The organism is Bifidobacterium sp. JNUCC 75, assembly GCF_054819865.1.
Genome location: NZ_JBTHIF010000001.1, coordinates 1400639 through 1414448 on the forward strand (window position 1 = coordinate 1400639; position 13810 = coordinate 1414448).

Annotated in this window: 8 protein-coding genes; 7 read left to right on the top strand and 1 reads right to left on the bottom strand. The window is 62.4% G+C overall.

Features of this window, described 5'->3' with window-relative positions:
- Positions 1-22 precede the first annotated feature (22 nt).
- The 3 genes from ACVWNW_RS05690 to ACVWNW_RS05700 all read left to right on the top strand — a co-directional run bounded on the left by ACVWNW_RS05690 (position 23) and on the right by ACVWNW_RS05700 (position 4524).
- Positions 23-1930, top strand: a complete 1908-nt coding sequence (locus ACVWNW_RS05690) for an ABC transporter ATP-binding protein (RefSeq protein WP_454481601.1) — start codon at positions 23-25, stop codon at positions 1928-1930.
- Positions 1931-2045: 115 nt separating this feature from the next.
- A complete protein-coding gene (locus ACVWNW_RS05695) occupies positions 2046-3104 on the top strand; it encodes a glycoside hydrolase family 43 protein (RefSeq protein ID WP_454481603.1) in 1059 nt (352 codons plus the stop codon).
- A 61-nt stretch (positions 3105-3165) separates the two neighbouring features.
- On the top strand, positions 3166-4524 hold the full coding sequence (locus ACVWNW_RS05700) for a glycoside hydrolase family 27 protein (RefSeq protein ID WP_454483403.1): 1359 nt from the start codon (positions 3166-3168) through the stop codon (positions 4522-4524).
- A gap of 6 nt (positions 4525-4530) precedes the next feature.
- On the opposite strand, the gene ACVWNW_RS05705 is transcribed toward ACVWNW_RS05700, so the two are convergent.
- On the bottom strand, positions 4531-6114 hold the full coding sequence (locus tag ACVWNW_RS05705; protein ID WP_454481605.1) for a glycoside hydrolase family 43 protein: 1584 nt from the start codon (positions 6112-6114) through the stop codon (positions 4531-4533).
- A gap of 211 nt (positions 6115-6325) precedes the next feature.
- On the opposite strand from ACVWNW_RS05705, the gene ACVWNW_RS05710 reads away from it, so the two are divergent.
- From ACVWNW_RS05710 to ACVWNW_RS05725, 4 genes are all read left to right on the top strand, one after another.
- Positions 6326-8497: a family 43 glycosylhydrolase gene (locus tag ACVWNW_RS05710; RefSeq protein ID WP_454481607.1), complete on the top strand. Its 2172-nt coding sequence runs from the start codon at positions 6326-6328 to the stop codon at positions 8495-8497.
- Positions 8494-9576 carry a LacI family DNA-binding transcriptional regulator gene (locus ACVWNW_RS05715; RefSeq protein WP_046322303.1) on the top strand — a complete coding sequence of 361 codons (1083 nt, stop codon included), beginning with the start codon at positions 8494-8496 and terminating at the stop codon, positions 9574-9576. The genes ACVWNW_RS05710 and ACVWNW_RS05715 overlap by 4 nt, the downstream gene beginning before the upstream one ends.
- Before the next feature lie 162 nt (positions 9577-9738).
- Positions 9739-12573, top strand: a complete 2835-nt coding sequence (locus ACVWNW_RS05720) for a family 43 glycosylhydrolase (RefSeq protein WP_454481610.1) — start codon at positions 9739-9741, stop codon at positions 12571-12573.
- Positions 12574-12711: 138 nt separating this feature from the next.
- Positions 12712-13704, top strand: coding sequence for a glycoside hydrolase family 43 protein (locus ACVWNW_RS05725; protein ID WP_454483405.1), 993 nt, complete (start codon positions 12712-12714; stop codon positions 13702-13704).
- Positions 13705-13810 lie beyond the last annotated feature (106 nt).

Here is a 13810-nt window from a genome sequence, read left to right on the forward strand (position 1 = left end):
GCATGCATGGCAAGGTGAGACGATGAAGCAGCAAAAGCAACGTTCGGCGGGCACCGCGCGCAGGAACACCTTCCGGGAGGACGAGGACCTGGAGGAGCAGATCGACTTCGGTGACATCAAGCGCATAGGGGCCTATCTGAAGCCCTACCTGCGCCAGGGGGCGATCATCCTTGCGGCGGTCCTATCCATGAGCGCCATCGCCGTGGCCATTCCCTACATGACCAAGACCATGATCGACACGGTCATCCCCTCCAAGGATCCGGTCCGGCTCTTCGCCCTGGGTGCGGTCTTTCTGCTGGCCATCGTGGTCTACGAGCTCCTTCTACGGTACCGGACCGTGGCCATCACCCAGGTGGGCCAGCTCATGCTCAAGGACATGCGTCGGGACCTCTTCACACACATCCAGACCCTGCCCTTCTCCTACTTCGACTCCCGGCCTCACGGCAAGATCCTGATCAGGGTGGTCAACTACGTCAACACCCTCTCGGACACCCTGAGCTCGGGTCTGATCAATGTGATCGCGGACATCTTCACCTTCCTGCTGACCCTGGTGGTCATGTTCGTCATCGACTGGAGGCTGACCCTCTGGTCCCTGGTTCTCATGCCCCTGCTGGTGCTCTATGTGTTGGTCCTCCAGCGCTTCCAGCGGCGGGCCTACCAGCGTCTGTCCAACAAGCAGAGCAATCTGAACGCCTACATCCATGAGTCCATCGCAGGGGTCAAGACCACGCAGACCTTCGTCAGGGAGCGCGAGCAGTTCCGTACTTTCCAGGAGCAGCAGGGCCAGGTCCGCAGCTCCTGGATGCGGGCCGTGCACATCCAGTACCTTATGTGGCCAGGAGTGCAGAACATCTCCACCATCACCATCGCACTGATCTACTATCTGGGGATCACCGGCCTGGGCGGCGTGCAGGTGACCACGGGTATGCTGATCGCCTTCGTCGGCTATGCCAATAACTTCTGGAACCCCATCATCAACATCGGCAACTTCTACAACCAGCTGATCACCTGCTCGGCCTACCTGGAGCGCATCTTCGAGACCCTGGATGTCCACCCGGAGATCGAGGACCGCCCGGGGGCCATAGAGCTGCCTCCGGTCAAGGGCAGGGTGGACTTCAACGACGTGGTATTCAAGTACGAGCCCGGAGGCCGCAACATCCTCAACCTGGTGGACTTCCATGTGCCGGCAGGCAGCACGGTCGCCCTGGTGGGGCCCACGGGTGCCGGCAAGACCACCATCGTCAACCTTCTTTCGCGTTTCTACGACGTGACCGAGGGCAGCGTTTGCGTGGATGGGCATGACGTGCGCGACGTGACCCTGGCCTCCCTGCGCCGGCAGATGGGGGTCATGCTTCAGGACACCTTCATCTTCACCGGCAACGTGCGCGAGAACATCCGCTACGGACGCCTGGATGCCACCGACCAGCAGATCGAGGAGGCCGCCAAGGCCGTCCATGCCCACGAGTTCATCATGGAGCTGCCCGACGGCTACGATACCAAGGTCGAGGAGCGCGGATCCACCCTCTCCGCAGGTCAGCGGCAGCTGATCGCCTTTGCCAGGGTTCTGCTGGCCGACCCCCGCATCCTGATCCTGGACGAGGCGACCAGCAGCATCGACACCCGCACTGAGGAGGCCCTCCAGGCCGGACTGGCCCACCTGCTCAAGGGGCGGACCTCCTTCGTCATCGCCCACCGGCTGTCCACCATCGAAAATGCGGACCAGATCTTCTACATCGATCACGGGCAGATCGTGGAGCATGGCACCCACCAGGAGCTTCTGGCCAAGAGAGGTGCCTACTACCGGCTGCACGAGTCCCAGTACGCCATGATCCGCACGGCCAACGACGACCAGGCGCAATCGACACAGCCGGACGATGATGCTGGACAGGGCAGCCAGGTTCGGCAGGATTCGGTCGTCTCTGCGCAATAGCAGGCTGGCCTATGCATCGCAATTGGTTCTCGACTAGCAGGATTACATCGTTGTAAAATAAGCGACGACAAGTCAACAGCCGACAGGTTCGGCAGTCAGGGCAAAGGAGCAGACGTTGAGCAATACGGTTCACAAGGACGCCGAAGGAGCCGACCCCTACGGGTATCTGATGGTGCACTTCATTGAAGACCCCCAGGGGTACGCCGAACGCCTCTACTTTGACCTGTCCCGGGGCGACGACCCTCTGAGCTGGGATCCGCTGTACGGGGGCAGGCCGCTGCTGACCTCGCACCTGGGCACCACCGGTCTGCGGGATCCCTACATGGTGCGTGACCCGCGCAACGGACGGGTCTATGTCATGGCCACCGATCTTCGGGTGTTCGGCGGCGATCAGTCACAGGGCAGCGGCTGGGAGCACTGGTCCCATCACGGCAGCACCAAGCTGATGATCTGGTCCACTGACGACCTGATTCATTGGTCTGGCCCCTGGCCGCTGGATGTGTCCTTGCAGCAGGACGGCAGCAGGGTCCAGTTGGGCATGGCCTGGGCTCCGGAGTGCCTGTGGGTGCCCGACTATGAGGGGCCGGAGCAGGGGGCCTTCGTCCTCTACTGGTCATCCAAGCTCTTTGACCAGGATGATCCCGACCATGCCGACCCGTCGGTATATGACCGGGTGCTCTGGGGGTCGACCACCGATTTCACCCAGGAGCACTTCCGTTACGGGGGAGTCCTTATCGATACCGGTCGCAATGCCATCGACACCACCATGGTCCAGCGCCCCCTGCCTGGCGGCGGCCTGCGCACCTACCGGGCCACCAAGGACAACGGCTTTGGTCGGGGCATCTGGCTGGACAGCACCGACGATCCCCGCTGGTGGCTGCCACAGGCCCGGTGGACCACCATCCAGGAGCGCATTGGCGCCGGCTGGTGCGCTGATGGCAACCCCTCGGGCGTGGAGGGTCCGGCTCTCTATGCCGACCATGCCCGTAACCGCTGGTACCTGCTGGTAGACGTGATCCCTTCAGTGGGCTACAGGCCCATGGTCAGCGATGATCCGGACGCTGGGTTCGACTACGCCCGGGAGCAGGATTTCCACCTGCGCCCCCATACCAAGCACGGCGGGGTCCTGTCCCTGACCCGGCAGGAATACGAACGTCTGCGCCCTTTGGCGTAACAGAACTGAAACAAAAGGACCGAGAAAGGAGCAAGACATGGACAAGGCCTGGAGACCGCCTATGGGGTGGAACAGCTGGGACAGCTACGGGACCACCGTCACCGAGCAGGAGGTTCTGGACAACGCGCAGATTATGCGCGACAGGCTGCTCCCGGTGGGCTGGGACACGGTCGTTATAGACATCGCCTGGTACGACCCGACCGCCAGGGCCCATGGCTACAACGCCAAGGCGCCACTGGTCCTGGATGACTATGGTCGGCAGCTGCCCGACCCGGTCCGGTTTCCGTCGGCGGCCGACGGCCAGGGGTTCGCTCCGCTGGCCGCTCGGATCCACAATCTGGGGTTGCGCTTCGGCATCCACGTCATGCGGGGCATCCCCCGGTTGGCGGTTGAGCGGAACCTGCCCGTCCTCGGCACCTCCTACACCGCCGCCCAGGTGGCTGATACCGCCCATGTATGTGCGTGGAATCCCGACAATTACGGTCTGGACCAGTCCCATCCGGGAGCCCAGGCCTGGTATGACGCCCAGGTTGACCAGTTCGCCCGTTGGGGGGTGGATTACCTGAAGGTGGACGATATGCAGGTCCCTTTCATGGATCGTGAGATTGACGCCTACGCCCGGGCCATCCGCAAGGCTGAGCAGGCCCATGGCCATTCCATGACCCTCTCCCTGTCCCCGGGAACCCGGGTGCCGACCACCCATCTCGGCTTCCTGCGGAATCACGCCCAGCTCTGGCGGATTTCGGACGACCTCTGGGATCGTTGGCAGGACCTTTACGCCCAGTTCGCCCGTCTTGCCCGCTGGGCACCTTTGCAGAGCACGGGCCACTGGGCCGATGCGGACATGCTGCCTCTGGGGCATATCGGGCTGCGGGCCGAGCGGGGCGGGGACCGGTCAAGCCTCCTGACAGCCGACGAGCAGCGCGCCATGTTGACTCTTTGGGCCATGGGGCGCTCGCCGCTGATGGTGGGCGGCGACCTTCCCAGCAGCGATGAGGCCACCTTGTCGCTTCTGGAGAACCCGGCCCTGGAGGAGGTCACCGCCGGATCGGCCGACAATGGCGAGATCATCCGGGAGCCGGTCGAGGGCGGGGATGACCAAAGCAAGGAGATCTCAGGCGAGGAAATCGTCTGGAGGGCCCTGGCCAGCGACTGGGCCGACGGAACCCCCTCGGCCCATGCCAGCGGGGTCTATGCGGCCGTCTTCTGGACCGGGGATCGCCCGCGGCAGGTCAGGACGGCCCTGTCCTCACTGGTGGGCCTGGATAGGGCGGACGGGGCCTGGACCCCGGTCGACCTGTGGCGGGGCCGGACCTCGGAGCCCGCCCAGATCAGCCTGGAAGGACACGGTGCCGACCGTGAGCTGGTGACTCTTGTGCCTGCACACGGTGTGGTCTGGGTGGCTCTGGATCCCCACTGAGGCTGATCAGCGCTTGGAGCCCCAGATGCAGAGGTTGTTGCCCAGGGCGCTGAAGGTCATGACCATGCGGTGATCCTTGTCCCTGGGCAGCCGGGCGAAGACTCCCTGGTAGGTTACGGTCCCGTCTTCCTCCTTGAGGTCCATGGATAGCCGTCCCTGGTCGTCGACCTGCCAGTGGCCCTGGCGCGCTCCGGTCACCTGGCCGGCGGGCTCCAGGCGAATGTCCACGGCCTTGACCACGCCCCGGTATCGGGTGCTGTGAGTGTCGGTCACCTTGCGCGGTCCCTTGAAGAAGATGGTCGGATCATGCTCCACCAGCTCATAGGTGCCGGCCTCGTCCTTGGCGCTGTACGGGCCGCCGGCCTTGGTGCCCAGATACTCATAGGGGGCGGCTACCAGCCACCCGTCTGTTGTGGGCATCAACTGCCTGACACGGATTTGATGCTCCTCCTTGCGGTCGGAGAATCTGGTGTGGTAGACCACGTAGTCCCGTCCGTCCTTGTCGTGTAGAGCCGTGTTCCCGCCCTGCGAGACCTCGATGTCGCCCTTCTTGTCCCCGCTCCACTGGTAGGAGCCCATCAGGCGGATGCCTGTCTTGCTGGTCCAGTTGTCGGCCTCGCCGCTGGTGGCAATGGCCGGGTTGCCCTGCTGGTCCAGGTAGGGGCCGGTGATGGAGTCCGAGCGGAACATCCGCATTTGGTAGCCTCCGGTCTGCACCAGCTTGCCGTAGGAGAGGAAGAGGTACCAGTGGCCGTTGGTGTGCAGCAGTGCCGATCCTTCGCCTGAGTTGCCGAATCCTCCGGCGAGTTTGTGCCCGTAGTAGGCGTCGGACTGGTTGGCCTGGGTGGGATAGGTGGTGGAGTAGTCGCGCAGCCCGGTCTTGGGGTCCAGGCGGATCATCCAGATGCCCCCGAACCAGGAGCCGAAGCTCATCCACAGGCCTCCCTGCCCGTCATCCTTGACACAGGCGTCAATCGCATTGATACCCGTATCCGTGTAGGACTGATAGCGGTCCAGCTTCGGGTCCGAGCCCAGCACCTTGGGAACATCGGTGCGCATGTAATTGGCCCGGGTGAAGCCGGAGTAGACCACCGGTCCCACATAAGTCCAGTCGCCGTCCACCCGGTCGGCAGTCAGCAGGACGATGACCGAACGATGTTCGGCCCCGTTCAGGCTAAGGTACATGCACCACTTCTCCATGGTGGCGTTGTAGTAGACGTCTGGCGCCCACATGTTGCCGGTCACGTCCGGATTGGAGGACTGCTTGGGCCAGTCCTTCCAAATCTTGGCAAAGATCTTCTTGTAATCGTGGCTCAGGTTGTTGGTGAAGGGGGTCCAGTTGACCAGATCCGTGCTCCGGGCATAGGCCCGGTGCGAGCCGAAGACGTAGTAGCTCTTGCCGGAGCGAACCACGGAGGGGTCGTGGACCGAGACACGCTTGGGTTCCTGGGTGGTGGCGGTTTTTGTGCCGTTGGCTGACGGCTGCTGGTTCGAGCAGGCGCCCAGTGCCCCTGTCAGCAGCACCGCCAGACCCGCCGTCAGGGCAGTCAGGGCCTTCATGGCCCGTCCGGTGCGTTTGGGTCTTCTCATGGTTCCTCGCTTTCCGTGAAGACAGCCCGATCGACATCGATGACGACCCGCGGCGCATGACTGGCCTTGTGGCTCGGTTCGGATGAGCGAACAGCCCGGCCTCATCCATGCGGGCATCGGGCGTCGGGGACTGATCTCCATGTATAATTTCTATCGTTAGAAACGATAGTCGTCGGCGTTGAAGCCGGCAAGCCGAACGGAAGGAATCGTCATGGGTGAGGATGCTCTGGACGGTAGACGAGAATCTGGGGATGGGGTTGCACTCATGTGCTACACCCGGCATCCCACTGATCGGCAGGAGGCCAACAACGAGGATGTCGCCCTGAGCATGCACCTGGCCCTGCGTTCGCGGGCGACTGGCCATTGGGAGCCCCTGAACGGCGACTACGGCATCTTCTTCGCTGCGGCTGTGCCCACCAAGGCAGTGCCGGATAGTGCCCGCGGGGCCTGCACGGCCGGGGCCGCCCTGCCAGGCGAGGAGGCGCCGCAAGAGGGTGAGCACAACCCTGGACTGGACGCTCACCAGGCATCTCAGGCGGCCCAGGAACTTGCGGTGGTCCCAGGGCAGGATCTGATCCTTAAGAGTCTGATTGACCCCTTCCTGCTGCCGCTGAAGGACGGCACCTTCGTAATTTTGGCCACTAGAGTGGCCAGGGGCGGCCAGCCGGACGGCTCCCAGGCTGACTCCTTCCTAATGGCTCTTTCACCTGATCTGCTGACCTATCGACGGCTGCCGCAGGTCCATATCCTGGGCGCTCATGGTGTCCACCGGCCCAGGGCGCGGCTTCTGGACGATGGCCAGGGCTGCCGGCTCTACTGGGACGACGACCTCGGGCGGCTGTGCACGGCCAGGGTGGACGACCCCATGCGGATGGGCATGGTGGCCGATATGAAGATCCTGGAGGATGGCGATCCCCTGGCCCAGGGTGACCCCCTGCCCCTGGATCGGCGGCGCGCCTTGGAGGAGGACTGCGGCATGAAGGGCATTCTGGCAGGCAATGTGGTGTTTGTCAGCGTCGATTGCGAGCGTGGCCTGCTGGAACGCTTCGGCCGCATCTACAACACCGGCGTGAAGGTGGATCCGATTCACGTGTCCCGAGGTGACGGCCTGGAGTCTGTCCGACAAGCCCAGGCACGGCTCCTCTACAGCGACGGGTCCACCGCCCTGCGCGGGGTGGATTGGGACCAGAGTCAATTAGATCGCCTGGCCAATGATCTGGCCCAGGGTCGTCTTAATTCTGGAGAGACCAGGCTGATCGGCGGACGGGTCCGGCAGACGGCTTATCCGGTCCCCTTCGCCCGGCAGCGGGCCGATCCATCCATTTTCCGCTGGTCCTGGAGGGGTCAGCGCCTGTTCATGTTCATCGCCACCGAGGATGCGGATGGCAACTGCATCGACCCCTTGAACGGGCACACACACATGCCCCTGCGGGTGGCCGACACCATCGAGGGCCTGAGCGATCAGGCCGGCGGTCATGAAAATGAGGTGGATCTGCTGCGCAGGGGTGATCGCAACAGCGAAGGCCGAGTCATGACCGGCTGCTTCTGGGCCCCGGAGATTCACCTGATCGGCGGCAGACTCTCCATCCTCTTCATGCCCTGCTTCGATGGTCCGCAGACCAATCCGGATGGGACCGCCAACGATCGAGCCGGAAAGCCGGACATGTGGACGGGCTGCTGCCATATCATGCAGCTGCGCCGCGACGACCAGGGCCGGGATCTGGACCCTCGCCGACCTGAGAATTGGGACAAGCCCCGACCCATCCTGCGTGCTGAAGGCACCCCTCTCAACCCCATCCAGCGCATCAGCCTTGACATGACGGTCCTGCACGATACCGGCCGCTGGTATTACGCCTGGCAGCAGTTGGGCTCGGTCTGGATCGCCGCCTTCGACCCGGCCCGCCCCGACCGTCTGACCAGCACGCCACGCCAGATCATTGTCCCCGAGTTCGCCTGGGACAACATGATTGCCGAGGGGCCCAACGCCGTGGTCCATGACGGCCGGATCTTTTTGATCTATTCCGGCTCCCTGGTGGGCATCGACTACACCACCGGACTGGTGACTGCACCGGCCGGAGTCGGCGCCGATCTATGCGATCCCGGCGTGTGGAAGAAGCTGGACTACCCATTGCAGAAGTCCGGGAAGTACAATGGCCATTGGCAGCTGGGCACCGGCCACGGCATGTGGTCCCAGGACGAGGACGGCACCATGATCTACGTCTTCCACAATGCCGAGCATGACCAGGACCGCTACCTTGGCCGCGACAGTCAGGTACGGCGGGTACATTGGTCTGCTAAGGGGATGCCCGTATTGGATATGCAAACGGATGAGGAGCTCGACCCCACCCGCGCCACGGTAACCTTGGAGGTCAGGGTCTTATGAGTTTAGCCGCTTCCCCCGGCACAGGACGTGGTTCCACCCCGACTATGAAGGACGTGGCCCAGGCTGCAGGAGTGTCGGTCAAGACGGTCTCCAATGTAGTCAATGACTACGAATTTGTCTCCGAGGCCACCAGAGGCAAGGTCAACAAGGCCATAGAGGAGCTGGGCTACCGGGTCAACGTACCGGCCAGAAATCTGCGGCTGGGCTACACGGGAATGATCTCCCTGGCCATACCTGATTTGACCATGCCCTACTTCGCCCAGCTCTCCTCCCTGGTTATCGAAGAGGCAAAAAAACTTGGTATGCGGGTGTTGGTAGAGCCCACCCTCTACTCGCGTGAGGGTGAAATTGAGGCCCTGCACGGCTCCCAGCGATCCATGATCGACGGCCTCATCTACAGCCCGCTGGAGCTGGGCATGGACGACCTGGACCAGTTGCGGGTGGACTATCCCCTGGTGGTTGTGGGCGAGCGCATCTTCAGCGATCAATTTGATCATGTCGCGACGGAGAACGTTGAGGGTGCCAAGCACGCCACCGCTTATCTGATCAACACCGGCTGCCGTCGGGTGGCGGTCATCGGCACCCACCCCGGCGAGAAGCTGGGTTCGGCTGCCCTTCGCTTGGAGGGGTACAGACAAGGTCTGGAGGAGGCCGGCCTGGACTATGACCCCCGGCTGGTGGCCCCATCGCGCATGTGGCACCGCATCGACGGGGTCAACGCTATGAACTCTCTGTTGGACCAGGGCATCGTCCCCGACGGGGTGGTGGCCTTGAACGACATGCTGGCGGCAGGGGTTCTGCATTCCATACAAATGCACGGCATGTCGGTGCCGGACGACATCTCGGTCATCGGCTTCGACAATTCAGACGATTCCCAGTATCTGTCGCCTTCGTTGACCAGCATCTCGCCCGGGCTCAAGGCCGTGGCCAGGCTCTCGGTCCGTGTTCTCAAGGACAGGATCAACGGGGTGCAGCCGCTGAACACCAAAGAAAGCCAGCACGTCTTCCGCAAGGTGTCCTCCTCGCTTGTAGTCCGCAATTCAACCCGTGCCCTGCCCGGAAACGAAATCGCCGTCTGATTGTTGATGTTCTTTTCTTTTCAGGGTGTCCCGGGTTCCTTGATTTCTAACGTTGTAATATACTGAAGACGTTCTCGAATGATTTGAGGCGGTATCGGCGGACCATGGAGGCCGGCCGGTCGGAGCGCGGTCGCTCCGATGCCGATATGGAAAGGTGTGAACATGCGTCATCAATCGTCATCGGACGCAGGACGACGGAGCCGGGGAGGAGTTGCAGCGGCTGCCCTCGTGGGCATGATACTGGCGGGCGGCACAGTCGCTTCTCCAGCCTGGGCGGATCAGACCCAAGCGGGCGGCAGCGCCTCAACGGGGATGTCAGCCAGTCAGCCGCAGCCCCTGCTCGGTTATGATTTTTCAGCCCTTGCTCCAGGAGCCAAGGAGGCAAAAAATACTGTCTCAGGCTCATCCTTTGGCCCGGCCCGCATCATGGACGCCGATGGCCGGCCGGCCGGGGCGGTCAAGACCGACGATGCGCTCTTGTTCGATGGATCCGCCTATGTCAGGCTTCCCGATGACATACTGAGCGGACACGCCAGCGCCACGGTGTCCATCCGCGTGCGCAACGATCGGTTCAATGCCTCAGGTCCCTGGACCTACCTCTGGTCGCTAGGGGGGACCGGTCAGCAGGCCGTCGGCTCCTGGACAGCCTCCACCCACACATCCCTGTACACCTCCATCACTTCCAAGGCCAATGGCGAGGGCGAGACCTATCTGCCGGCATCCAAGAACCTGCCCGACGACCGCTTCTCCACGCTGACGGCCACCATCGACGGCAAGGACAACATGGTTCGCCTCTATATCAACGGTCTGCAGGTGGCTGAGGGCAAAGCCACGGTCAACCCTGCCGCCTTTGGCGACCACCATCACAACGTAATCGGCCAGTCCCGATATCCCGGCATAGGTGACGCACTCTTCCATGGCGCAGTGCAGTCATTCGCTGTCTATCCGCAGGCCCTGAATGCCGATCAGATCGCTGCCACCCTGCCCTCGGAAGACCTGGTCGATCTGATCGACCAGCAGGCCACATCACTGGCGGTCCCAGCCGCTGTGGAAGGTGATTTCAACCTGCCGGTCTCTACCACTGTCGCCTCAGTGAGCTGGACCTCTTCGGCTCCCGAAACAGTCAGTGTCAATGCAGCCACCGGCAGGGCCCATGTGGTCCCTGGCAAGCGAGATGTCCACGTTACGCTGACGGCCCGGTTGCAAGCGACCAAGGCCTCGAAGTCCTCCCTGGACGCTAAAGCCATCCAGCATGACTACCGTCTTATTGTCAGGGGCACCTCCAAAGACGGTCAGAACGCCTACTCGCGCGTCTCTGTGCATGATCCTTCCGTGGTCAAGGCCGGAGGGCGCTACTACATCTTCGGCTCCCACCGGGCCTGGGCCCGCAGCACCGACCTCAAGCATTGGGAGCCCTTCACCAACAATCTGAGCCGGGATTACCAGCGTATCCTGGATCCCATCTGGAAGGCATGGCCCAAGCAGGCTTCCAATCCTGATGTGACCGGCAACATGTGGGCGCCCGAGGTCTACTACAACGCCACCATGAAGAAGTGGTGCATGTACCTTAGCCTGAACGGGGGAGGGTTCCCCTTCCAGAAGTCGGTCATCGTCCTGCTGACCGCCGACGACATCGAGGGGGACTGGAGCCTGGTGGGCCCGGTGGTCTACTCCGGTTTCCAGAAGTCCAACGTGGCGGCCACCGACGTGCCCAAGGTGCTAGGCCCCAATGCCGATTTGTCACGCTACGCCAGCCTCACGGATACGGGTATCAATGCGATTGATGCTTGTGTCAAGGATGATGGGCAGGGGGGCCTGTGGATGAGTTTCGGCTCCTGGTTCGGGGGCATCTGGATGATCCGCCTGGATCCCAAGACCGGGCTGCGTGACTACTCCACCACCTATCCCACCCAGGCCAACCAGTCCGACGCCTACTACGGGCACAAACTCGCCGGAGGCTTCGGCAACTCAGGCGAAGGCACCGCCTTGGTCCATCAGGGCGACTGGTGGTATCTGATGCTTTCTTACGGCGGACTCGGGCAGACCGGAGGCTACCAGATGCGTGAATTCCGTTCCCGTTCCATCACCGGCCCCTACCTGGATCAGAATGGCAAGCCGGCAGTCTATGGGCGTGCAATGAATGATCTGGATGTCAATCGGGGTCTGCGGATCGACTCCTCCTTCGCCCAGCCTGGACAGGACCAGGTGCTGACCTCCCAGGGAGGCAACGCACTGTTGATTGACGAAGATCGCGTCTTCAACGTCTACCACACTCGCTTCGTGCGCGCTGACGGCAACCTGGAAGAGCATCAGGTCCGGGTCAAGCAGATGGTGCAGACCCCTGACGGCTGGTTGGTCATGACACCCTTCGAATACCGGGATTCGGTAGGTAGGGTCGCCTCCAGCCAAGTGGTCGGGGACTACCAGGTGGTGGTCCATGACCCGGTCCATTACTATGCGGGTTCTGGCTTGTCCAGCCCGGCCATCTATCGGTCGGTGTCAGTGAGCCTGCTGGCCGGCGGTCGGCTGGGCGGCCAGGTGCAGGGTTCCTGGACGGCGACCGGCGGCGACCTGACCATAAAGGTGGACTCGGCGGATCCGGGCACTTTGTTGCACGGCGTCTATCGGGCCAGGCTGGGCCGACAGCTTGATGAGCAAGGTCATCCGGTCGCCTTCTTCTCAGGGCTGGGCGGCGATGTCTTCACCGATGCAGGCGCCGATGTCTCCAAGGCAGCAGGTGCCGCAGCCGTCTGGGGTACGCGTCCCTTGACCGATGCCAAGGTTCATGAGGATGCCGATGGTGGTAACGGTCATGTGACTGTTCCTGCCGCGGACTTCACTCCTGCACCTGAAGGTCGGTCCGACAGGGAAGGCAAGACCGGTCGTCTGCCCTCTACTGGATCGGCCTTGTCGGCTCCCGTCGCAGCTGCGTCTGCGGCTCTTGTCTTGGGTCTGGGCGCACTGGTGTTCACTGCCATTCGCAAGGCCCGAGGCTGAACCCGAACGAATCCGCTACCGAAACCGCCCTCCGACTTTGACTTGATCGCCCAGCGGAGGGCGAGCAGTCCAATAATATTCAACGTTGTATATTGGTCGTACAGACCAGTATCTTCGTCTTCGTGATAGGAACACATGATGAGCGCATACCACAATCCTCTGGTACTCCAGCGGGCCGATCCTTGGGTCATCAGGCACAGGGACCTCTACTATTTCACTGCATCCTACCCGGCCTATGACAGGATCATTCTGCGTGCCGCCGCCAGGCTGAATGACCTGCAGGCCGCACCTGAGCGCACCATCTGGCGCAAGCACGAGTCCGGCCCCATGAGCAGGTACATCTGGGCGCCTGAACTCCACCAGATCAACGGGGCCTGGTACATCTACTTCGCGGCCGCCGAGGAGGACTTCGGTTCTGCCGATCTGCCCACCCACCGCATGTATGTGCTGGAGAATACCAGCGAAGACCCCATGGATGGCGAGTGGACCGATAAGGGGCAGATCCACACCCCGATCGATTCCTTCTCCCTGGATGCCACCACAACGGTGATCGGGGGCAGTCAGTACCTGATCTGGGCCCAGAAGGATCCGGCCATCGCGGGCAATTCCAATCTCTACATCGCCCGCATGGCCAACCCTTGGACGCTGGCCACTGATCCTGTCATGCTCTCCAAGCCCGAATACGACTGGGAATGCATTGATTTCAAGGTCAACGAGGGGCCAGCCGTCCTGCTTCACCAGGGCATGATCTACCTGACCTACTCGGCCTCGGGAACCGGGGTCCCTTACGCAGTGGGCATGTTGACCGCCCGTGAGGATGCCGATCTGCTGGACCCGGCCTCCTGGACCAAGAGCGATCATCCTGTCTTCAAAACGGCAGAGGAGAACCATCAGTATGGCCCCGGCCACAACTGCTTCACGGTCAGCGAGGACGGCAGCCAGGATCTGATTGTCTATCATGCCCGCAACTACACGCATATCGAAGGGGACCCCCTCTTCGATCCCAACCGGCATGCCAGGGTGGGACTGGTCACTTGGACCGACCACGGCCCGGACTTCGGACGGCCTCTGCCGGATGATCGGTGGACCCCGACAAGCCGTCAGATCCTGCCTCCCGACGGCAGTCATTGAGCGGCATTGCCGGGCCATGCCCGACACGCTTGTACATCGTTGGAGAAGCGAGTATTATATAATTTGCAACGTTAGAAAGATGTCGGTTTACAAAGGCGTGGGCTAC